The 22869-nt window shown below is 47.8% G+C and carries 19 protein-coding genes; 7 read left to right on the top strand and 12 right to left on the bottom strand.

What is annotated here, in order from left to right:
* Positions 1–11 precede the first annotated feature (11 nt).
* The gene (locus tag HMPREF1535_RS23820; protein WP_007653611.1) at positions 12–692 is read left to right on the top strand and encodes an ABC transporter ATP-binding protein; all 681 of its coding nucleotides are present in this window, start codon (positions 12–14) and stop codon (positions 690–692) included.
* Between the two features lie 94 nt (positions 693–786).
* On the opposite strand, the gene HMPREF1535_RS23815 is transcribed toward HMPREF1535_RS23820, so the two are convergent.
* Positions 787–1416 (bottom strand): nitroreductase family protein, encoded by a 630-nt coding sequence (locus HMPREF1535_RS23815; RefSeq protein WP_046147821.1) that lies wholly within the window; start codon positions 1414–1416, stop codon positions 787–789.
* A gap of 131 nt (positions 1417–1547) precedes the next feature.
* Between HMPREF1535_RS23815 and HMPREF1535_RS23810 the strand changes: the two genes are divergently transcribed.
* Positions 1548–2402, top strand: a complete 855-nt coding sequence (locus tag HMPREF1535_RS23810; RefSeq protein ID WP_046147889.1) for an AraC family transcriptional regulator — start codon at positions 1548–1550, stop codon at positions 2400–2402.
* A gap of 203 nt (positions 2403–2605) precedes the next feature.
* Here the strand turns inward: HMPREF1535_RS23810 and HMPREF1535_RS23805 are convergent, their stop codons facing one another.
* Entirely contained in the window at positions 2606–4213 is a 1608-nt protein-coding gene (locus HMPREF1535_RS23805; RefSeq protein WP_046147820.1) for a RagB/SusD family nutrient uptake outer membrane protein, read from the bottom strand.
* Between the two features lie 34 nt (positions 4214–4247).
* Positions 4248–7343: a SusC/RagA family TonB-linked outer membrane protein gene (locus tag HMPREF1535_RS23800; protein ID WP_046147819.1), complete on the bottom strand. Its 3096-nt coding sequence runs from the start codon at positions 7341–7343 to the stop codon at positions 4248–4250.
* A gap of 608 nt (positions 7344–7951) precedes the next feature.
* On the opposite strand from HMPREF1535_RS23800, the gene HMPREF1535_RS23790 reads away from it, so the two are divergent.
* Positions 7952–9544 carry an arylsulfatase gene (locus tag HMPREF1535_RS23790; RefSeq protein ID WP_046147818.1) on the top strand — a complete coding sequence of 531 codons (1593 nt, stop codon included), beginning with the start codon at positions 7952–7954 and terminating at the stop codon, positions 9542–9544.
* A gap of 85 nt (positions 9545–9629) precedes the next feature.
* Here the strand turns inward: HMPREF1535_RS23790 and HMPREF1535_RS23785 are convergent, their stop codons facing one another.
* The 3 genes from HMPREF1535_RS23785 to tpx all read right to left on the bottom strand — a co-directional run bounded on the left by HMPREF1535_RS23785 (position 9630) and on the right by tpx (position 13431).
* Positions 9630–10847, bottom strand: coding sequence for an MFS transporter (locus tag HMPREF1535_RS23785; RefSeq protein ID WP_046147887.1), 1218 nt, complete (start codon positions 10845–10847; stop codon positions 9630–9632).
* Between the two features lie 225 nt (positions 10848–11072).
* Positions 11073–12785 (bottom strand): ATP-binding protein, encoded by a 1713-nt coding sequence (locus HMPREF1535_RS23780; RefSeq protein WP_046147817.1) that lies wholly within the window; start codon positions 12783–12785, stop codon positions 11073–11075.
* Between the two features lie 139 nt (positions 12786–12924).
* The gene (tpx, locus tag HMPREF1535_RS23775; RefSeq protein WP_007653626.1) at positions 12925–13431 is read right to left on the bottom strand and encodes a thiol peroxidase; all 507 of its coding nucleotides are present in this window, start codon (positions 13429–13431) and stop codon (positions 12925–12927) included.
* 162 nt (positions 13432–13593) lie between these two features.
* Here tpx and HMPREF1535_RS23770 point away from each other — a divergent pair, with 162 nt between their 5' ends.
* The 4 genes from HMPREF1535_RS23770 to HMPREF1535_RS23755 all read left to right on the top strand — a co-directional run bounded on the left by HMPREF1535_RS23770 (position 13594) and on the right by HMPREF1535_RS23755 (position 16150).
* Positions 13594–14862 carry a DNA recombination protein RmuC gene (locus tag HMPREF1535_RS23770; protein ID WP_046147816.1) on the top strand — a complete coding sequence of 423 codons (1269 nt, stop codon included), beginning with the start codon at positions 13594–13596 and terminating at the stop codon, positions 14860–14862.
* A gap of 37 nt (positions 14863–14899) precedes the next feature.
* Entirely contained in the window at positions 14900–15277 is a 378-nt protein-coding gene (locus HMPREF1535_RS23765) for a diacylglycerol kinase family protein (protein ID WP_044215250.1), read from the top strand.
* A 96-nt stretch (positions 15278–15373) separates the two neighbouring features.
* Positions 15374–15550 carry a DUF4250 domain-containing protein gene (locus HMPREF1535_RS23760; RefSeq protein WP_010800257.1) on the top strand — a complete coding sequence of 59 codons (177 nt, stop codon included), beginning with the start codon at positions 15374–15376 and terminating at the stop codon, positions 15548–15550.
* Positions 15551–15625: 75 nt separating this feature from the next.
* Positions 15626–16150, top strand: coding sequence for a phosphatase PAP2 family protein (locus tag HMPREF1535_RS23755; RefSeq protein ID WP_374692926.1), 525 nt, complete (start codon positions 15626–15628; stop codon positions 16148–16150).
* A 111-nt stretch (positions 16151–16261) separates the two neighbouring features.
* Here HMPREF1535_RS23755 and HMPREF1535_RS23750 read toward each other — a convergent pair whose 3' ends face one another.
* The 6 genes from HMPREF1535_RS23750 to HMPREF1535_RS23730 all read right to left on the bottom strand — a co-directional run bounded on the left by HMPREF1535_RS23750 (position 16262) and on the right by HMPREF1535_RS23730 (position 22865).
* Positions 16262–17524, bottom strand: coding sequence for an ABC transporter permease (locus HMPREF1535_RS23750; RefSeq protein WP_046147815.1), 1263 nt, complete (start codon positions 17522–17524; stop codon positions 16262–16264).
* A gap of 20 nt (positions 17525–17544) precedes the next feature.
* The gene (locus tag HMPREF1535_RS26390) at positions 17545–18291 is read right to left on the bottom strand and encodes an ABC transporter permease (RefSeq protein WP_244275714.1); all 747 of its coding nucleotides are present in this window, start codon (positions 18289–18291) and stop codon (positions 17545–17547) included.
* On the bottom strand, positions 18197–18835 hold the full coding sequence (locus tag HMPREF1535_RS26385; protein WP_244275712.1) for an ABC transporter permease: 639 nt from the start codon (positions 18833–18835) through the stop codon (positions 18197–18199). The genes HMPREF1535_RS26390 and HMPREF1535_RS26385 overlap by 95 nt, the downstream gene beginning before the upstream one ends.
* 15 nt (positions 18836–18850) lie before the next feature.
* A complete protein-coding gene (locus tag HMPREF1535_RS23740) occupies positions 18851–20125 on the bottom strand; it encodes an ABC transporter permease (RefSeq protein WP_046147814.1) in 1275 nt (424 codons plus the stop codon).
* 11 nt (positions 20126–20136) lie between these two features.
* Positions 20137–21444 (bottom strand): ABC transporter permease, encoded by a 1308-nt coding sequence (locus HMPREF1535_RS23735; RefSeq protein WP_046147813.1) that lies wholly within the window; start codon positions 21442–21444, stop codon positions 20137–20139.
* A 170-nt stretch (positions 21445–21614) separates the two neighbouring features.
* Positions 21615–22865, bottom strand: a complete 1251-nt coding sequence (locus tag HMPREF1535_RS23730; RefSeq protein WP_007653638.1) for an ABC transporter permease — start codon at positions 22863–22865, stop codon at positions 21615–21617.
* Positions 22866–22869: the final 4 nt, after the last annotated feature.

Below are 22869 nucleotides of genomic sequence, written 5' to 3'. Positions count from 1 at the left end.
CGAAACGAGTCATGATTAAAATAAAGAATCTCAGCAAAAGCTTCCGGACGGAAGAAATAGAAACCATCGCACTCAACGGCGTAAGCATGGAAGTGAAAAAGGGCGAGTTCGTCGCCATCATGGGTCCAAGCGGATGCGGCAAATCGACCTTGCTGCATATTCTCGGTCTGCTGGACAACCCGGACGAAGGCAGCTACCTGTTGGATGGGGAAGAAATGGGACACTTGAAAGAGAAAGACCGAACCCGTTACCGCAAAGGACGTATCGGGTTCGTCTTCCAGAGTTTCAACCTCATCGACGAGCTGACGGTGGAAGAAAACATAGACCTCCAACTGAAATATCTTGGCGTACCTAAAGCCGAACGCAAACAGCAGGTACTTGACATCCTGCGCAAAGTACGCCTCAGCCAACGCGCCAAACATTACCCGCAACAACTCTCCGGAGGCCAACAGCAACGAGTAGCCATCGCCCGCGCCGTGGTAGGCAAACCTAAATTGATTTTGGCCGACGAGCCGACCGGCAACCTCGACTCCAAGAACAGTCTCGAAATAATGAAACTGCTCAGTCAGTTGAATGCCGAAGGAACGACTATCGTCATGGTGACACACTCACAGCACGATGCCACATACGCCGACTACATCATCAATCTTTTTGACGGACAAATTGTCAATGAGTTGGATGGAATACTTTGATGCCTATAACATTCTCTCAATGTCATATAGGATTATTCCCCAATTTCGTCTGCTATCTGCAACAAACGGCAGGACATGTCGCTTCATTCCCGGATTACCAACGATTATCATGAATTCTGTCCTCTATCCGAATTTCTTTCTGTTTACAGATATGTGCGTTTTCGGCCGGATAACCGATAGCAAGATAACAGGTAAACTCATATCCATCGGGGGCTTTAACCAGTTGTTTTACATGTTCCGGTTCGTTGCCGATGGGAATACGGAAAGCACATGCCAACCCTTCTGCTGTTGCTGCCAACAGGATATTTTCAACGGCAGCCCACGCCGAAGCGAAATAGTTGAGCGAACTTTGGTCGGCAGGTTGACACAGAGGATAATCCTTTTGCCGGAAAAACGGCAGAACAAGGCAATTGCTCTGCATAAGCATACGTTGCTGCTTGGGCAACGCATCGGTAAACATGGCGTGCTCATCTTTGTCCATCACACCGGCAGCAGCGTTAAGTCCTGTCTGCTGAATATTTTTAGTGTTTTGTGCCACAGGCGATACGAGTCGGGCAATATTCTCTTGTCCTCTCACCACAACAAATTCAAACTGACGCAAATGGTCATTGGTAGGAGCTTTAAATGCAGCCGACAATACCTTCTTCAATACTTCGTCCGTAACTTCTTTATCAGAAAAATCCCGGATAGTTCTTCTTTTCTCTAATACTTGATAGAAATCCATAACAATACATTTTATTGGTTATACTTATCGTTTCCGGCAGCAAAGTTATCCGGCTTTCTTGTTACATATTTGTGATATTGTTTCGTATACTTGTCGTATATTTGCATTCGGATCATTTTAAGCATACCTTTATGGAAGAGACTGCTATTCCTTACGAATTGCCCGAGGTGGAAAATCATTCGTTTTTCTTTATAGACCAACGGGTAGAAACGGGTCTCGAGGCCAAATTGCATCAACATGATGCATGGGAATTGTATTATGTTGTCCACGGGTATGGTAACCGGATGGCAGGCGACACTTTACAACCCTTTGAAGCTGGCGATGTGGCATTGATACCTCCGTCCATGCTCCACCGCTGGAAGTATACGCCGGATTCAGCGGACGAAGAAGGCCATGTCCGTTATCTGATGGTAGCTTTCAGTCATTCACTGGTAGAACGGTGCATGCAGGTATTTCCCGAACTGCGCAACCATCTGAAAAACATTACATTTCCAGTCGATGCACTGAAGTTCGGTTCCGAAAGTTCACGAACCATCCGCCGGATATTATCACGGATGAACAACCTGGACGAGTTGGGACGCTTGTGCGAAATGTTCCGTCTGCTGCCAGTCATTTTCAAATCGTCCGACCATACGTTTGTAGGCAGACCGATGCGCATCGAACGGGATGTACGTCGTATGCAGCAAATATGTAGCTATGTGATGGCTCACTACGTCCACACTATTTCGTTGGATGATATTGCCGCCGAAGTAGGTATGAACCGCTCTGCTTTCTGTTCTTACTTTAAGCGTTGTAAAGGAATAACTTTTTCGCAGTATGTAACTCAATACCGTTTAAATACAGCCTGCAAACTTTTGAAACATTCACAGAAGCAAGTATCCGAAATATGTTTCACGGTAGGATTCAATGATTTACCTCACTTTGTCCGGGTTTTCACAAATAATATAGGAGTCTCTCCCAGCAGGTACAGAAAACAATTTCAATAATTATCTTATATCGTTTTCCCTTTTGTCTGTTATCTTCATTTGTCTTCACAACTGATTGGACTTGCTTGTGCCGAAGCATTTGCCGGGGGAGTCAAAAACGAAGGCTGCGGGATTCATATCCGACAGCCTTCCACATTAACCCTTAACTTTAATCAACTGGATTACCAGGAAATTCGTTCCGGCAGTTTCAACATAATAATACGTTAGTAACCGGAATTCTGTTTCAGGTTCGGATTCTTATCCATGCTGTCCTGCGGGATCGGCAGATAACGGTTCTTGGCAGCAAACTCACGGTTTTCAATCAGGTCCTTGCCTGTTACGACGGCACGTTTATAAGGATCTGTCTCGTTGTAATCGATTGTACCGACGATACGGTTTAACGGGCCGTTCAATAATGTTTCGGCCAACATCTTTCCTGCGGCATCTTTCCAACGCAGAATATCTGCACGACGCAAGCCTTCACCCGCCAATTCAATGCAGCGCTCACGACGAATCAGCTCACGCAATGTTTCTTTCGTGCTGTATCTGGCTCTGTCCACAACAGGCATGCCGGCACGGGTACGGATCTGATCCAGATAATCATATACCTGGGCGGAAGGGCCGTTCAATTCATTCTCCGCTTCGGCATACGACAACAAAACTTCGGCATACCGGAACACGATCACACAAGTTCCGGTACTCCACATATTGGGATACTGGTCGATGGGGTCCAGATATTTCGCCCAAGTCAGACTGGATTTCGAAGCATTGTCGGTGTAGGTGGGATAGTTCTTATTATCCGACTTATCCGCCAGTGTTTTATCCAGCGTGTTCAGCACCGAACCTCTCCAGTCCTGTCCCGGATAAAGAATACTCATCGCCATACGGGGATCGCGGTTGGCAAACGGATGAGCCGCATCATACAGAGCTGACTCTTCCTTCGTTTTACCGTCTGTCATTTCATACATATCCACCAGGTTCTGGGTGGGGACGATAGAGGACCAACCGCCGTCTACATTATTATACATCTGGCCGATCACTCCCAAACCGAATGTATTAGGGATACGCTGGTCGGCAATGATCACCTCTTTCGAATCTGTGCCAGTGAGCTTGAACAAATTGGAATAATCGGGTTCCAGTTCATACTGCTTCAGGTCGATGATGGCCTGGGCAGCCTCTTTAGCCTTCTGCCATTCTCCATAATACAATGCTTCACGCATTTTTATTGCCAGTACACCGCCTTTGCCGATGCGTCCGCGGGCAGCCGGTGTCGTATTAATACCCGTCAAAGCATCTTCCAGGTCTTTGGCTATCTGCTGACGAACTTCTTCTTCGGTATTACGGGGCACCTGGGCTTCTTCGGCTGACTGATAAGAGCCGATGATAGGCACACCGCCATACCACCAGTTCATCTGGAAGTATTTATAAGCACGAATCGCTTTCGCCTGTGCAACCAGGTCATTCTTCGTTGCTTCCGACTTGAATGTTACATTGTCGATATTCTCCAGCACGGTGTTGCAACGGCGAATAGTCGTGAAGCTATAAAATGAACTGCCGGGGTTGGAGCTTGACAAAGAACCGTCACCCCAGGGGCGCCAACCTTCCCACGGAAAGTTGTTGTAAGCAATATCTGAACCACAATCGAGATAGAGAATGGCGGTCGGATCCCACAGACCGTTATAACATCCCACCACGAAACTTTCAGCATCCGTTTCGGTCTTCCAGGTGGTGGAAGGAGACAATGCATCATGTGGAGCCGTATCCAGAAAGTCCGAGCAGGATGTAGATAAAAACGCTGCTCCGGCCATTAAATATATTGATAATCGTTTCATAAAATTCAACTTATATTAGATAGTCATTAATAGTTTAGAACGTAACATTTACTCCGAATGAATGGGTAGTAGACAAAGGATAGCTTGACAAACGGGTGCTGACTGTCTCCGGGTCTACATTCAACGGCATAGAATCGAATGTCAGCAGGTTCTCAGCCGAATAATAAATCCTCAGGCTTTGAATACCGGCTTTTTCTATCAGGCTTTTCGGGAAGGTGTAGCCTAACTGTGCAGTCTTCAGACGCAGATAGCTCGTATTCATGATCCAGAAGTCAGACATGACAACGGATGCTTCACTCGGTGACTTACGGGCTTCTGCTACACGGGGCATACTTGCTCCTTTATTTTCGGGTGTCCATGAGTCCAGCCAGGCTGTTGAAGGGTGGCCGGCGCTGCCGGAAAATTCACCGAAGGCTTCTTTGGTATAAGCGAAACCGACGTTTGCCGCACCGGTAAAGTTCAGCGTCAGGTCGAAGTTCTTATAAGCGCCGTTCAGGTTCAGACCGAATGTCATCACCGGATCTTTTGTCTTATAGAGTTCACGGTCTTCGGCAGTGATCTTACCGTCATTGTTGGTATCGACATACTTCAGGTCGCCCCCTTTAAATTTCAGGCCGAACGGATATCCGTCCTGACCGGCATATTTATCCATCCAGGCTTGTGCCTCTTCGTCCGACTGGAAGAAACCGTCTGTTCTGTACACGAACCAGGAATTGATAGGAGAACCGACCTGACGCATGAAGTCGCCGTCAGACATACGGTTAACACCTCCCAGGTTTTCTATCTTATTCTTGTTATAGGCAAAGTTGCCAACTACGCCGAACTTCCAGTCACCCCATTGGTTACTGTAGCCCAACTGCATTTCGACACCTCGATTACGCATGGCACCTACATTATCTTTATAAGCACCCAACGCAAATTCCGTCGGTACCGGAACTTCCATGATGATATCGGTTGTCTTGCGATCGTAGTAATCGAAAGTAAAGCTGATCTTATTATTGATCATTGCATCTATCCCGATACCCCATGTCGTTGACTTTTCCCACGAAAGGTCTGCTATTTTATAATTACTCTGATAATAACCGGTCGTCAACGCACTTCCGAAAGGATAGTTGGCACCCAGGTTATACGTATTCAACCAGGGATAAAAGTCACCGCCTGTCGGTGTCCCGTCGCTCAAAGCATCCTGGTTACCAAGCATACCCCATGATCCGCGAAGTTTCAGGCTATTCAACCAGCCTCTTGTATTTTCCATGAAGCTCTCTTCGCTGATACGCCATGCTGCGGAGAAGGAAGGGAAATATCCCCAACGGTGTCCGGGGGCGAAACGGGAAGAAGCATCCGAACGGAAGTTTGCTTCCAGCAGGTATTTGCCGGCATAGTCGTAGTTTACACGGCCGAAATAAGAAAGCATATTCAGTTTGCGGGTAAAACCTTCGTTGGTTTGGGTAGCCGTAGCACCGGCATTCATATCATCCAGTTCGTTATTCGGGAAGTTTTCGCGGTATTCCTTGTTGTAACGCACATCATATTTCTCGGCATGATATCCCAACATCACTTTCAAACCGTGATTACCGAATGTCTTGTCATAGTTCAGCAAAGCATCGAAATTGTAACGTGACCAGTTGGTGAAACGTTCTTCCAGGCTGTTCGGACGACTGGCCTGTGCCGGGTCGGTATCCAATTTCATAACAAATGCCTTGAAGTGCTGGTCGTCATTTACATACGAACCGGACACTGTTGCCTTCAGTCCGTCTATGATCTGGTAGTCGACTGCAAGAGAACCGGTAAAGTTCTGATTGTATTTGTCCACAGTCTGTCCGGAGTCCAGCCAGGCGATAGGGTTACCGTCATTTGTTGCACCATATGTTCCATCCTCATTATAAACCGGAATCATCGGGCTCAGAATATTCAGCTGGCGGATAATCTGGTCCGACCAACCGCCGCCATAATTGGAGTTGGGGTCTTTATAGTCGTTCTTTATATATGACATATTCAAGCGAACTGTCAGTTTCTTCGTGATATTCATATCCAGGTTCGTACGGCCGTTGAATTGTTTACGTTCCGAGTTAGGAAGAATACCGGTTTGTCCCAGATAACCGACAGAAGCCATATATTTCGTATTCTCGGTACCTCCGCTGATATTTACATTGTGTTTATGCAATACACCGGTTTGGTAAGCGGCATCATTCCAGTCTGTGTTCGGATGTCCGTATGGGTCGGAGCCATCCTGAAACAGGCGGATGTCTTCATCACTGTAGCGGTGAGGCTGTCCGTTATCATCGTCGATCCGGTTATACAGCATCGCATATTCGGCCGAACTGACGCGGTCTATTACAGCAGTCGGGCTTGATACTCCGATATATCCGTTGTAAGTAATACGCGGAGCACCGGTCTTACCGCGTTTGGTCGTTATCAGAATAACTCCGTTGGAGGCTTTCGAACCGTAGATGGCGGCAGAGGAGGCATCCTTCAGGACAGAGATACTTTCGATGTCGTTCGGGTCGATACTGTCCATCGAACCGCTCTCGATCCCGTCGATCAGGATGTAGGGAGATGCGTTATTCAACGTTCCGACACCACGGATACGGATATTACTTCCATCTTCACCAGGACGGCCTTCACCGGCTGTGATCGTCACACCCGGCATCAATCCCTGCAAACCGGAGGATACATTCGAGATCGGTCGGCTTGTCAGTTCTTCACTTGCCACAGAAGCTACGGCTCCGGACAGGTTGGCTTTCTGCTGGGTACCGTATCCTACCACCACGACTTCGTCCAGCTTTTGCGTATCTTCAGCCAGAGTAATTTTAAGAGTCGATTGTCCTGTGTACTTAATTTCTTGTGTCAGATAGCCGATGAAAGAGATCTGGATCACATCCCCGGCTTTTACATCCAGTACGAAGTTACCATCCATGTCGGTGACAGTACCGTTCGTTGTTCCTTTTACGACAATAGAGGCACCGGCAACAGGGCCGAAATCGTCGTTAACTGTTCCTTTTAAACTCTTTTGTTGCTGAGAAATGTCAACTTTGGATGTTGCCGTACTGTCGGAAGCATGTGCTGTCCCTCCGGAGCACAATGTGGCTGACAACAACAAAAGGCTGACTGGTCTTACGATTTTCAACATAACAATTGCTTTTTGTTTAATAATACTAGTAACTTTATAAATAAGATTTAAGGAGATTAACTCACTTTACTTATAGATTCACCTTATTCATGGTATTAACATTTACTCTTTCTGTAAAAATCTTATCCCTATGAAACCACAGTTCTTACAGAACTAATTTAATACCGACCCTGCAAATGTAATATTAATTTTATAATAAAACATTAAATTGTGCAGATTATTCAGTAATAGTCAAGTCGTTGGAGATCGTTTAATAATAATAACGTTTAAACTAAAGTTAATCCATTATAAAGGTAGATGATTGTCTCTTTAGAGTTAATATGCTGAAACCATGCTATTTGTGAAATAAGAAAAGCCGTAGTTCTGTAAGAACTCAATACAAAAACGCCACATATCTTATTTTAAAAAAGGCAAAGCAAATGATCAATACAGATACCGCCATCCACCATGCTAATAATCTTTTATATAAATAACCAATTATAACAAATCCGGCGACAATCACCATATATAGTAAGTCCATTATAAGAATACCTTTTACAAAGCCGGATAGAATTATATAAAAACTTATCTGTAACTTTATCGCCATATCTATTATAACCTTAGATAACATGACAAATAAAACTCTATTAAGTACCGTGGTTCTTGCCTCTATGGCACAATTCGCGGCAGCCGGTAATGCCGGTGAACAATCGCATCCCAACATTATTCTGATCCTATGCGACGATATGGGATTTTCAGATTTGGGATGTTACGGAGGAGAAGTTAAGACTCCGAACATTGATTTTTTGGCAGAGAACGGAGTGCGTTTCAGCCAGTTCAAAAACACCGGACGCAGTTGCCCCAGCCGTGCCGCCCTCCTGACCGGACGTTACCAGCATGAAGCGGGAATGGGATGGATGACGGCTGTCGACGAGCACCGGCCCGGATACCGCGGACAGATATCTGCCGATTACCCGACTATCGCCGAAGTCCTCAAAGCAAACGGATATGCGACCTATATGAGTGGGAAATGGCATCTGACAGTACAGGGCGCATTCGATAAACCGAACGGTAGTTATCCCACACAACGAGGGTTCGATAAATATTACGGTTGCCTGAGCGGCGGCGGAAGCTATTACACCCCGACTCCCGTCTATTCGAATACAGACCGTATCACGACATTCCCCGACGACTTTTATTATACAACGGCCATTACGGATTCGGCCGTCAGTTTCATCCATAGCCATCCGGCCGATGTCCCGATGTTCATGTATCTGGCGCATTATGCCCCTCACAGGCCGTTGCAGGCACCCAAAGAACGGGTGGAAGCATGCCGGCAACGGTATAAAGTAGGATATGACGTCCTGCGCCAACAACGTTTCGACCGCCAGAAAAAGATGGGATTGATGAATACCGGAGATACCCTCCCCATCCATCAGAAAGAATTTGAAGGAGGACGCCCGGCCTGGACAAGTCTCACTCCCGAACAACAGGAAGCATGGATAACCGAAATGGCTACCTATGCCGCCATGATTGAAATAATGGACGACGGTATCGGGGAAGTTATTGCTGCTACCAAAGAAAAAGGACTCTATGAAAACACCGTCTTCCTCTTCCTGAGTGATAACGGTTCAACCAATGAAGGGGGTTTTATTGCCCAATTACTGGCCGACCTGAACAATACGCCTTACAGAAGTTACAAACAATGGTGTTTCCAGGGAGGAACCAGTACGCCTTTTATCGTTATGTACGGCGATCCGCAAAAGAATGTTCTCAAAGGGAAGTTCAATCGCGAATTCAGTCATATTATAGATATAATGCCGACCTGCCTGGATATGGCTTCGGTTGAATATCCCGGACAATTCAATGATAAAAAGTTGAGTACCACCGAAGGCAGAAGCCTGATACCCGCCGTCCAAAACAAGACGTTGGAACCACGCGACCTGTTTTTCGAACATCAGACCTCATGTGCAATCATTTCGGATGGCTGGAAACTGGTTCGTAACAACGGCAAACAGTCCTGGGAGTTGATCGACCTGATGAACGATCCGTTTGAAGAAAACGATCAGGCAGCCTTATACCCGGAAAAAGTAAAGGCATTAGAGAGTAAATGGAACCGATGGGCCGAAGAAAAACATGTCTTTCCTTTTGAATACCGTCCCTGGGGAGAACGTATTAATTACTATAAATCGCTCCATCCGGATCAAAGCGGAAAGGATTAAATGTTACAAAAGTCTCACTATGGCACACAGATGACACAGATTAAGCAGATGAACACGGATAAGTGTGCCATAGTGAGACCTTTTACTACTTATCAAATCCCTTCTTCAATTCTTTTATGGCTGGCAAAGCAAACGAGATCAATCCGATCATTCCCACCAGTCCTCCACCGATGATAAATGTATTTCCAATACCGATCGTATCCGCCAGAAATCCGGTACTCAACAATCCGATCATCGAAGGCAACAGACTAACACTCATATAAAACGAGAACACACGTCCCATCACCACCGGATTGATACGTGTCTGTACCACCGTCGTAAAGGAGGCCATATAAAGAGAACCGGATATACCGCCGACCGCCGTCAATACGACAAACAACGGGTAACCTGAAACCGGCAGAATACCGGATAGTCCGAACGTAACTCCCAACAGGATATACATCCAGTTTATCAATGAAATCTCATTCAGCTTAAACTTCTTCATCCCCAGAAAAGCACCGCCCAGCAAGGCGCCTATTCCCCAGGCTGCTTCAACCAGACTGATCTGAAAAGCATTCCCTGAATAATGGTCCAACGTCATCAACGGAAACAAAACACTGACCGGCATAATAAAGAAGGTAGCAATGATAGAAAGGATAAACAACCACGACAATCCGTTTTGTGCACGGACCTCTGTCAAGGCTTCCTTCGCTTCTTTCAAGAGATGTACTTTCTGCGTTTTTTCCGTATTATCCGGATCGGGGATTTTCACAAACAAGAGTGAAGTACATGCCAGAGCCGCACCAATCACATCCAGCAGCAAGATATTCGTCATCTCCATAAAAGAGATGAAAAGCGCAGCCAGGGCCGGCCCGGCAATATTACAGGCAGACTGGATAATCTGGTTGATGCCGGCAATACGAATCAGTTCCGACTTCGGAGCCAGCAAAGGGACCGACGCCTGCATGGCCGGCATATGAAAAGCCGAACCTACCGAACGTAAAGCCAACAAAATATAAATATGTTCGATCTTCGCTATATCCAGGTAGAACAGGACAGCCAGGATCAATGTACAGAAAGCGATAAAGCTATCTGCCAGTATCATCACCCGCTTCCTTTTCCAACGGTCGATAAAGATACCGGTAAACAGTCCCAATACTGATTGCGGAAGCATGGCTGCTATGGCAGCAAAAGCCAACACTTCTGCCGATTTCGTTTCAAAACTAAGCCATAGGATGATTGCAAAATTAACGATTGAACTGGTCAGGATAGAGAAGAACTGACCGGTCCATATAATGGCGAATACTTTTTTCCAGTTATTCATAACTTCTTTTATAATATAACAATAATAGATACGGGATTCCCCACGGTTCCGGGAAATCGACAATATAAACTCAGAAAACAAGAAGGATCTTATCCGTTTATCACACCAAATAAATGATGCCTGATTTAGAAGTTATTGAACACATAAAGATTATTTTATTTTCCGCAAGTATACGAATAAAATATGAATTACCAAACGATGATTAATAACGATGCTGTTTTTTCGCTATACCTCCCAGCATTTCCACCAGCGGTTGGCGCAGATATATACAATATACTGGCGTACCTGATAATTGGGGAATTTCCGGCGGGTATCATCGGCGTACTTCTTTACCTGCTCCACATCTTCAGGTCGGGGGTCTGAAAATTCCAACATCATTTCGGCATCTTTAGCCTCGAAGTATTTGAACTCTACGACACGGTCGTCGGTATAATAATCCGTGCCGGGAATACCGGTCATCTCGAAATCGGAACGCCCCACCGAATTGTTTTGCTCAATGGCAAAGGTGTAACAATTACTCAGATAACGGGAAACCAGTTCATAGAATGAGCAACGGATGAAGTTTTCGTTTATCTTGTCGAAAACCTGGGCGGGAAACTGTCCGAGGTATTGTTCGAAATAATTCTGCACGAGCGGTTCCAGGCGGCGGTCGCCGTCATATTTCCGGTAGGTAGGCACATAACGTTGTGCATTTCCTTCTATACGGTTCAAATCGTTGTAATAATCCATATAGACACTGCGCATAGTCATATTCGGAAGCGATGTCACATAGTTATCTCTGATCGTAGTCATACCCAGATAGAACAGGCTGATCGGATAAAACTCTTTGTTGAAGAACTTTTGCTTGTTGAATTTGCTGGACAGGTCGGCTACGTTATAGGCCAGTTCATCATCGATAATCAGCGCGTCGAGCATCGCTTTCGCATTGTCGAGCGACATGGTCAAACGACGGATCCAGTTGATATCCGTACGGAGGTTCTCATCAACCATTTCTTCGGGAATACTGCCGCCATTGACAGCAAATTTCTTAAAGAAATAGGTCAGGATAGTGGCATTAAACAACCGTTCGGCTTTCGGTTTAAAGCGATAGCCATCGTAGTTGTTTACGATAAGTTGCCATATCTCGTCATAACGGTCCTGGCTGCCCACATACTTATCAAGCACATAACGCAAATACGTTTCCGTTTCCGCATACGTAAAACCAAGCATATTCAAGAATGAAGGTTCCAGGGTCAATATTTCGGCTATATTGTAACCACTGGTCAAGTCGTCCATTGTGACAGGCAATACGCCGGTACAGAAACAGGTGCGGATGCTTCCTTCACCGATACCTGCCTTTATCACTTTAAAGAAGGTGCGAAGGAAACTGTCTTTAGTAGTCACCTGTTCATACAGCGGATCGTTGTAAGCTGTAAGCAGCTGGTTGGTGAAATTATCGTATTCGTCTATCAGCACGTAGACTTTAGGCAAGCCATGTTCACGGGCATATCCTAAAGCTTCTTCCAACATTTTTGAGGCATTACCTTTAGTAGTAAACTGAAAGTCGCCGAACAAATCCCGATTATGTGTCACCATAATCTCGACCGGAATACAATTCAAATCATTGAAGTTCCGTTCCAATCCGTCCATATCGTTCGCCATTACCATCTTTGAGAAGTCATAGCGCACAATCATATATTGGTTATGTTCCGGGGTAGGATGGCTACCGATCCAGGTTCCACCGAAAAGTTCATCAAAGCGTGCCGCCCTGGTACGATCATAATAACAGGCCAGCGTAGAGATAAGCAGACTCTTGCCAAAACGGCGCGGGCGGAGGAAAACAGGGGCATTATAATATTCCAGTTTACTGATATAGTTGGTCTTATCCACATAATAAAAACCACGTTCGCGTAAATCGACGAAATCGGCAACTGCATAAGGTATCGTCATTGTAGCCATACTCGCTTTGTTTTATATTCAACAAGAGCAAAGGTACGAAAGTTTTCAGTACAACAAAACGAAGGCTGCGGGATTCACATCCGACAGCCTTCTACACTAACCCTTAACTTTAACCAATGAAAAACAATAATCTACTTAATTAGTTTTTTAGCGAAGCGATTGCGGCTTCGTAATTCGGTTCGTTGGTAATTTCAGGAACCAGTTCCTCATATACCACCTTGCCTGCTTCGTCGACTACTATCACGCCACGGGCCAGTAACCCTTTCAGCGGACCGTCAACCATCAGCATCCCGTACTTATCTTCAAAGCACGAACAGCGGAATGCAGAAAGTGTAATCACTTTATCAATACCTTCCGTAGTACAGAAGCGTCCGTGCGCAAAAGGCAAATCTTTCGATACAGCCAACACCACAGTATTTGGCAAAGAAGCAGCTTCTTTGTTGAAACGTCTCACCGAAGCAGCACATACGGCTGTATCCAAACTCGGAAAAACATTGATTACAACGTTCTTTCCTTTCAGTTCTTTCAGTGATAATTCAGATAAGTCACTTTTTACTCCTTTGAAATCGGGAGCCTCTGCTCCGACTGCCGGTAATGTTCCGTTTGTATTTACTTCCAGATTACCTTTAAATGTTATCTTTGCCATCTTTGTAGTATTTTATGTTTTTGTTACTAAAAAGCGACGTACAAATATAGGCCGCTTTGTATGACTAAAACAAACGTTAATGAAGAATGTTTTTCCTTTTAACTCTTTTTAATCACTTGCCCTAAGAACTGTTTTTCTATCTTTGCCGCAAAATAGAACGACATGAACTGGTTAATTATTTGCGGACTTCTTATTATCATTGTTTTACAAATCTTATTCCGCCCGAAAGAGGATAAATCCGATACACAAAACGAACTGAAACGCTTGCTCGATGAAATGCAACGTTCTTTCGAACGCATTGAAAAAAACTTCCGGGAAGACTTCCGGCTGAACCGCGAAGAGGGCCGTATCGTTGCCCGCGACAACCGGGAAGAACTGACCCGCTCCATGAACGAATTCAGGGAGGCTTTCGACCGGGGCATCGCTTCTTTCAACAACCTCCAACGGGAAAAGTTCGCCAACCTCGACGAACAGCAGCGCCTGCTGGTTGCCAACACCGAAAAGCGCCTAGATGAAATCCGCGTCACGGTAGACGAAAAATTACAGAAGACACTGAACGACCGCATCGGCCAGTCTTTCCGCCTCGTTACCGAACAACTGGAAAGCGTGCAGAAAGGTTTAGGGGAAATGCAGACACTGGCGCAGGACGTTGGCGGTCTGAAACGGGTACTGAGCAATGTGAAGACACGAGGAAACATCGGAGAAATACAACTGAGCATGTTGCTGGAACAAATACTGGCACCGGAACAATACGAAGCGAACGTACACACCCGCAAAGGTTCGGACGCGGTCGTGGAATTTGCCGTCAAGCTCCCGGGGCGTGACGATATCCGCGAATACGTTTACCTCCCCATCGACGCCAAATTTCCCAAAGATATTTACGAACAATTGCTGGACGCTTACGACAATGCCGACCCGCAGGCTATCGAAACGGCAGGCAAGCTGCTCGAAACAACCATTAAAAAGATGGCAAAAGACATTTCCGACAAATACCTGGCTCCCCCCGCGACGACCGATTTCGGCATTATGTTCCTTCCCTTCGAAGGCATTTATGCAGAAGTAGTGCGCCGTTCCGCCCTGCTGGATGAATTGCAACGGACCTATAAGGTTGTCGTAACCGGTCCTACCACCCTTGCCGCTATCCTGAACAGCCTGCAAATGGGTTTCCGCACACTGGCCATCCAGAAACATTCCGGCGAAGTATGGACCATACTCGGTGCAGTAAAGAAAGAGTTCGAAAAGGTAGGCAGCATGCTGGAAAAAGCGCAGAAGAACCTGCAAACGGCCAGCGGCCAGATAGAAGAAGTGCTCGGAACCCGTACCCGCGCCATCCAACGCAAGCTGAAAGACGTAGACACCCTGAGCGGCCGTGAAGCCCGTGCAATCATACCGGAATTGGGACCGTTGACGGAGGAAGAGGAAGAATCATAAAAAATACCTATCTTTGCCACCTCAACAGAATGGATATATGAAGAATGATGGCTTTACTTTCCGCAAGCGGCTACGGAGTTTCCGGTATGCGTTCAACGGGATACGTTTGTTGATCACGAAAGAACATAATGCCTGGATACATTGTTTTGCAGCTGTATGCGTGGTGATTGCCGGTGTTCTTCTGGGGTTGTCGCGCATGGAATGGGTTGCTGTCGTAATCGTGATCGGTGCCGTGCTGGCAGCCGAAGCCGTCAACTCAGCCCTGGAAGCTATTGCCGACTTTGTATCGCCCGAATATAGCGAAGCAATCAAACGGACCAAAGACCTGGCAGCCGGAGCCGTATTGTTAATGGCGATTGCCGCCGCAATAGTAGGCGGAATCATCTTTTTTCCCAAGCTGATTGCTTTATGTTGAATCCGTACGTTTTAAACAAATCAGAACATTTTAAACAAAACAGAACAAACAATAGTTATTTCAAATATTCACTATTAATTTTAATTACACATAACAATGAAACTTCCCGAAGACCCGACGATGCTTTTCAGCGTAGTTAACATGAAACTGCGCGACAAATATGCATCCCTTGATGAATTATGCCGTAAGATGGACGTAGACAAGGACATGCTTGTCCATAAACTTGCCGTTGCCGGCTTTGAATACAGTGCTGAAAACAATAAGTTCTGGTAACTTCCGTTTCTACTTTGCATCAACAAAGAAAATATGAAACGAACAACCTATCTTTTTACCTTTCTTCTGGCATTCATGGTCTGCTTCAACAGCCATGCACAAGAAGTCAAACTAAGCGGTAGCCGTAATGCCGTCCGTAAATCGGGCGACGTGCTGGCCTGCCTTACTCCTGCGGCGAGCCTGGCAACCGTGCTGATCCTTCAGGACTGGCAGGGGTTGAAACAGGGTGCACTGGCCGGTGTAAGTACGGTCGGCATGACCTATGCACTGAAGTATCTGGTAAAGAAAGAACGTCCCGACGGTAGCGACAACCATTCGTTTCCTTCCATGCATACCTCCGTATCGTTTACAGGCGCTGCTTTTATCCAGCGCCGTTACGGTTGGAAATGGGGTATCCCGGCGTATGCCGTAGCAACCTATGTAGGATGGAGCCGTACGTATGCCAAGAAGCACGACTGGTGGGATGTGGCCGCCGGAGCCGCCATGGGTATCGGCAGTGCCTATATCTTCACCCGTCCGTTTGCCCAAAAGCACAACCTGACCCTCAGTCCACTGGCCGGTGACAAACATTTCGGCATTTATGCTTCCATGACCTTCTGAGCATAACTGATATAACGGAATAGAAAAAACAGCCCGGACGTGTACTCGCTACAGATCCGGGCTTAATTACAAGTCTATATGTGACTAACTCTATATTCTTTGAGGTTTTAATCATTCGTAATGTAAAGCATCTGCCGGTTGCAGCTGTGCCGCTTCGTTGGCCGGATACCAGATACCGGCAATAATCATCCCGGCGATCAGCAGGAAAGTGACCAGCATCCCTCCCGCAAAACGCAGGAGGCTGTTATCCATCAGGTTCGAATCGATCAGATTGGCAAAAGCAATATTCAGACAGATGACAACGGCCGGAATAAACGCAAGTGTCAGCAACACGAGCCCCTCGCCCAACACCGTCATCCTCAACTGCCCCCGTGTAGCCCCTAATGCCATCCGAAGTCCCATTTCCCCCTGCCGCTGACGGGTACGGAACCAGAAAGTACCGACAATCCCCAGAAAGATATTCACCAGCAGGAAAAGCAGGATGGACAAACGCGTTTTCATCTCCCCTTTTCCGTCCCGCAAAGCATCTTCCCTTATATTGGAAAGCGGGATAATATTCTGAAGATAGAGGTTACCGATCTCCACCTGGTCACTCTTCTCCTGCATAAATGTATCGGCAAAGTTCCTGTCGGCTTCCGGTTTAACCCGCACAGAGACTTCCATCCAGGGTAACATCTCTGCCGAGACGGTCTTTACCTCCGCCTCACTCTGATTAATATAAATCCTTGCTCCCACCTTGCTAAATTCCGACCGGCGGACCTCCTGGCTAATTCCGCCAATGGTCATCGTTCCGGAATTATTATTTGTATAAACAGTCTGTTTTACTGCGTCCTTTACACTTTTCTCCGGAAAAAGCCTCTCTGCCGCATCCCGGGTTATAATAACCTTCATACCGCCTATCCCCTCTTTCAGTTCTTCAGGATTTCCGGAAATAGCGGAACCAATACGATATACATCGAAATACTCCGGAGTAACAAACTGGATACGGCAGGAAACAGCATCCGAAAGCGTATCCCGGCGAAGAGGCTGGTAATTATCCATGCTATTATAAGGAACGCCAAACCTGGATAAAGCCACTTCTTCCACGCCCGGCATCCTGCGTATGCGCTCCATCGCCTCCCACAAATCTTCACCGGCTTTGGCGGGGTGCTCCCCAGGTGTCAAATACCCTTCGGCCCCCTCTTCCCGGGCGTTAAACTCAAACTTATAGGTATGGTCGAGGTCGAAACCGACCGGTGCACTGAACGTATATAATACGACCAGCAAATAATCTACAATATACCACAGGCAAACCGTCACAAGTAACAATTCCCCCAACAACCAGCTATTACTTTTCCGCTGGTTCCATATTAATTTAATGATATGTTTGATCATCTTCGTACTATTTTAACGGTTTAGTTTTCATTCAAAGCTTCTACCACCTCTTTGCGCGACATCCGGTAAGCAGGTATTCCGGCAGACAGCAGGTTCAGTATCAGGCAGAACAGGAATGCATAGAGGAATATCACCGGATTAAGCAACTCAGAAACAGACAGCATCGGTGTCCCTCCGAACACGGAAGAGATGGAGCCGAAGCTATTACTCAGCAACCAGGTTCGCAACAAAAAGATGGCGATGTAAGAGAAGAGCAGTCCGACCACCCCACCCAGCAAGGTCAGAAACATATTCTCCGACAGTATCTGCACCAGCAGACGGCCTTTGGTCGCTCCGAACGCCTTGCGTATGCCAATCTCCGGCAGACGGCTGCGCATCCGTGACAAGGTCATGCCGGAAAGATTGATTGCAGGCACCAACAGCAGAATCACGATAATCAGCAAATACTGCACGATCGTCCTTGTCTTGTCAGGTCCGATAGCCCTCACTCCTTTAATCTCCAATTCAAGCTGCGTATCTGGTTGATCGTATAACACGAGCTTATAATCCTTCAACGAACTGTTATATTGCGCTTGCAGGTTGCTTATTTCTTTCCTGATTGTATCGAAATCGGATGCCGAACGGGCCAGGATAATCACCTGGAACCATCCCGTTATATTCTCCGCCCAGGAATCATCGCTCAAATCGGCAGCCGAAGCCGTATAAGGAATCCACGCCTCCGCATATGCCGCTTTGGCAATTGTGGAAATATCCTTCCACCCCGCCAACCGTGTAAGGCTTATAAGCGATCATAATCGTTTTGCCGGCAGCATCGGCCGTGCCATATAACCGGCGGGCGGTCGACTCGCTGATGACTACCTTCTTTATACCCGAAGACACTTCCTCTTTCGTATAAGGACTGCCGGATATAAATTCGAAGTTGAAGACCTTCCAGAACACATCGTCAGTAAACATCATCAGGCAATCTTTCTTCTCCTTCCCGCCCGGCAAAGAAGCCAGCAAGCTGCGGCAGGGAGAGATAAACGACACAGCCTCGGGTGTCTTCAACGGTAGGAAACACGCTTTGACCGTACGCAAGGAAAGATAACCGTTCCCGTACTGCTCCCCTTTATAGGTCCGTCCGCCCCACCGCACATACATCGTCCGGTCGCGGTTGTCCTCGGGAGAATAGTTTTCGACACGTACCTGATACGTGATCACCATCACCATGATCAGGCAGATAGCCAATGCCGTCCCCAGGATAGAGATCAGGGCCAGGAGTTTGTTCTCCTTCAGCATGGCAAGTGCTTGTTTTAAATAGATCTTATACATAATGTCAGTATTTGTTTATTCGTAATGCAAGGCTTCCGCCGGTTCGAGACGGGCCGCCTTACGGGACGGATACCAGATAGCCAGTGTGATGATAACGGCCAGCAACAGCCACGTCAGCAGGCTGACAAGCAACAGGCGGCCGACAGTCACCTCCATCACCTCCGTACTCAGCAGGCCGGCAAAGGCCACGTTCACACAGATCAGCAAGGCGGGTACGGCGGTTATAGTTAGTATCATCAATCCTTCGCCGATAAGCAACTGTTGCAGGCGGCGTCGACTGGAACCGACGGCCATGCGAAGCCCCAACTCGTTACGACGGCGGTTCACACGGAACCAGAACGTCCCGATCACAGCCAGGAAGACATTGATCAGCAGGAATATATTGATCGCAATGTCCAGCTTTCCCCCACTCGTATTCATCGAAGTCTCCAGATAGTTCGTACGCACATCGGGGTAATATTGCACGTTAGCCAGCCAGAAGTTGCCTGCCGCCAGCCGGTGCTTCATCTCTTTCTTAAAACGGACGGCATATTCGGAAGCACTCTCCGCCGCCGCACCCGGACGGACACGGAAACAGATCTGCATCTTCCCCAGCTCCTGTTCACTCATCCGCAGGATACTCCGCTCTTTCATCTCTTTAAAGACAATCGAAGGCGGCTGGCTGAACTCTTCCCGCTTTACGGCTTGCGTCACTCCCTTCACACGGTAACGCAAGGTGTCATCCTGAAGGATTAGCAACTCCCGGCCGTCCACCAGGGTCGAGCTGAAACATTTCATTGCCATCGGCTCACTGAGCAGGATACCTTCCTGAATAGCGGAAGCCAGTTCGTCCGGCGAACCGCCATCGGCCGCATGTATATCGAACACACGGAAGTAACCGGGCGTAACACTGAAGTCGAAAGCATTCCGGTAAATAGAATCTTTCTCCTGAAAATAAGTATCCGAATTGGACATATAGGTATAAGGCATCGAAGCCTCGTTCGCCAGGCCTACCACCTGCACGTCGGGATGCGTTTCCAACTGGCGGATGATACGCATGAAATCCTCTCCCGCCCCCTGGCTCCCCTGTTCGTAGGTAATATAGGAAGCGCTGGTGGAAGGGCGCACGGCCAGCGTCACCTTATATACATTCTCAAACGAGTATCCCATCGGTTGCGCCTGTGTGATCCGGCTCATCGTCATCCGGTCGACGGCGTACCAGAGCAGTACGAAGACGACAAGCAGTTCTATAAACACCCAGGTATTGCTGCGGCGTTGCGTCTTAATCAGTTTCAGTATATGTAACAGCATATCTATTCCTTTTAATAGTGGTTTAACGACTCAGTAATATTCACACGGATCGCACGCCAGGCAGGGATCATCGACGACATCAGGTTCAGCAGGAAGCAGACCCCGAAAGCATAGCCGAACACCGCCGGACTCAGCAGCATCCCGACTGTCAGCTCCGTCTGCACACTGCCCTGCACCATCGCAATGATACCCGGCGTAAGCAGCAACTGCTGAAAGAGCGCCACCATCCCATACGATACCAGCAGCCCGACCAATCCGCCCGGCAGCATCAGCAACAGGTTCTCGATCAGTATCTGCGTCAGCAGCCGGTTCTTACGCGCCCCGAAAGCCTTCCGCACCCCCAGTTCGGAGATACGGTCCTGCATCCGCGAAGCGTTCAGGCCGGACAGGTTCAGCGCCGGAATCAGCAGGAAAAGAAAGATCAGAAACAGGAGCATCAGATAAACCGCCGTCACGGAACCACCCATCACAAACTGGCGGACCACATGCGTCAGATGCGTCTCCACCCCGTTCATCATACTGAGCTTTCCGTCGGCCAGGGTCGTATTATAACGGTCGATCATTTCTTCCAGTTCACGGCTCACCTCGTCGACTCCCATCCCGTCGGCAGGCAGGATACAGACCGTCAGCAAGCCGACCGAAACATCGCGCTCGTCGGAAGCCCCCATGACCAACGGCATCGAGGTATAAGGCACCCACATATCGGCATACACGGAGGGAGTCACGGCGGAGACATCCTTCACCACGCCGCTAACGGAATATTCGGTATCGTCCAGCAGGATACTTTTCCCCGTCACGCCGGTCGCCGTCGAAAAGATACGGCGTGCCAGCGATTCGGAAACGACCACCCGGGGGAAACCCGACTGGAACTCCTCCTCACTGAACGGTTTCCCTTCGACGAAAGAAAAAGAGAAGAGGCGCCAGAAGCTATTGTTCGTACCCATCACCTGCACCTTCTGGGGGTCGTCTCCCCCGGGAATCTGCACATAGGTGTCGCCATAAAGCAGGCTGGTGATGGCCGTATTGGTCATAAGCGCCACCTCCTTTGCCGACTTCAACGGCATCAGGCATTCTTTGGCCGAACGGACGCCCCAGAAAAAGTTACTGTTTCCTTTCCCCCGTTCATATTTCATCTGGTCGATATACAGGTATTTGCCGCGGTGCACTTCGGGTGTGATGTCAGCTGTACGGATATGGTACACGATCGCTATCACCATCACCATCGAAATGGCAAGTCCCGTCCCGATGATATACACCCCGCTGTAGAAGCGGTTTTGCCTCATCAGGTTCCAGGCTTGTTTGAAGTATTGTTTATACATGATACGGTTTTATTTGTTATGCCGGACTAAAAGCAAATGCCGTGCCACAAATATAACCCGTTGATAATAAGCAGAAAGTCTAAAACAGATAGTGTTCGATACCGAACAGTCATCACAGTATCGAACACTACATATATATCCGGCAAACAAGCGGCCGGGATTCCTATCCCCTATTCATAATGCAGCGCCTCAGCCGGCTCGATCTTTGCCGAGCGGCGTGCCGGATACCAGGTACCCAGGCAGACGACAACAGCCAGCAGGGTAAACGTTATCACCGTATTCAGCAAGATGCGCAAAGGTGTTACATCCATATATTCTTCCGGCAGTAAATCCACCTGTACCAGATTCAGGCAAACAAGCAAAGACGGGATAAAAGCGATGACCAGCAACACCAGCCCCTCGCCTATCATCTGCCACAACACCATACGCCGGGAAGAGCCGACCGCCATGCGCAATCCGATCTCCGACCGCCGCTTGTTGATGCGCAGCCAGAAAGTCCCGATTATTCCCAGGAAGATATTGGTCAGGAAGAAGATCGAAAAGCCGATCCGGAAACGCAGCGGACTATATACCCACTCCAACTGCTCCTCGCGAAAATCGCTGAGAGGCGTGATCTCCGACAAATAGAAGTTACCCACCTGCAACTGCGGACGCATCTCACGGGCAAAACGTTCGGCAAAGTCGGCCGTAGCCGCCGTCTCTTTCACCCGGAAACAGATATCGGTAGAACTCCATAAATCATTCTCCCCCCGAAGCACCCTGTCCGATTCGTCCAAAGGCATAAAGAGAAAGCATGCCGGACGACTAAACTCCATCCGCTTCATCAGCGTGGTGACTCCTGCCACACGCATATTCAGGCTGTCGTCGCGGTCGAAGATAAAACCTCCGATGGCGGAAGAGCCGGGAAAGAGCCGTTCCTCGACGGCCGGAGTAATAATATAATCACTCCCCATCGCCTGTGCCAGTGTCTCCGGACCACCACCGTCAGCAGAAGACACGCGGAAGACACGGAAGTAGTCGGGCGTAACGGTCAGTATCTCGGTATTCACCCGCAAGGTATCCCTCCAGTAGCTATTGTTCGAGTTGCTGCGGCAATAAGGATAATGCCATTCGCCCACGCTCACCCCTTCGATATCGGGATGCCGGCGCAGGCGTTCTTCGATGCGTTTCATGTTCTGGTAAGGCTCCGGGCTGCCTTCCTCGTAGGTGACATACCCGTTTTCGTTCGCCTGCTTCAGCGCAAGGTTCAGCTTATAGGTATTCTCGATATTGAAGCCTGTCGGGGTACTGGCGGTGATGGCCAGGACGCTCAGGTAATCGACAATGTACCACATCAGTGTGGATACGACAAACAACTCCAGCACGATCCAGACGTTGAAACGGCGCTGTGTCCATATTAGTTTAAACAGATGTCTTATCATAATG

This window comes from Parabacteroides goldsteinii DSM 19448 = WAL 12034 (assembly GCF_000969835.1).
GTDB lineage: Bacteria > Bacteroidota > Bacteroidia > Bacteroidales > Tannerellaceae > Parabacteroides > Parabacteroides goldsteinii.
This window is presented reverse-complemented; position numbering and strand designations above follow the sequence as displayed.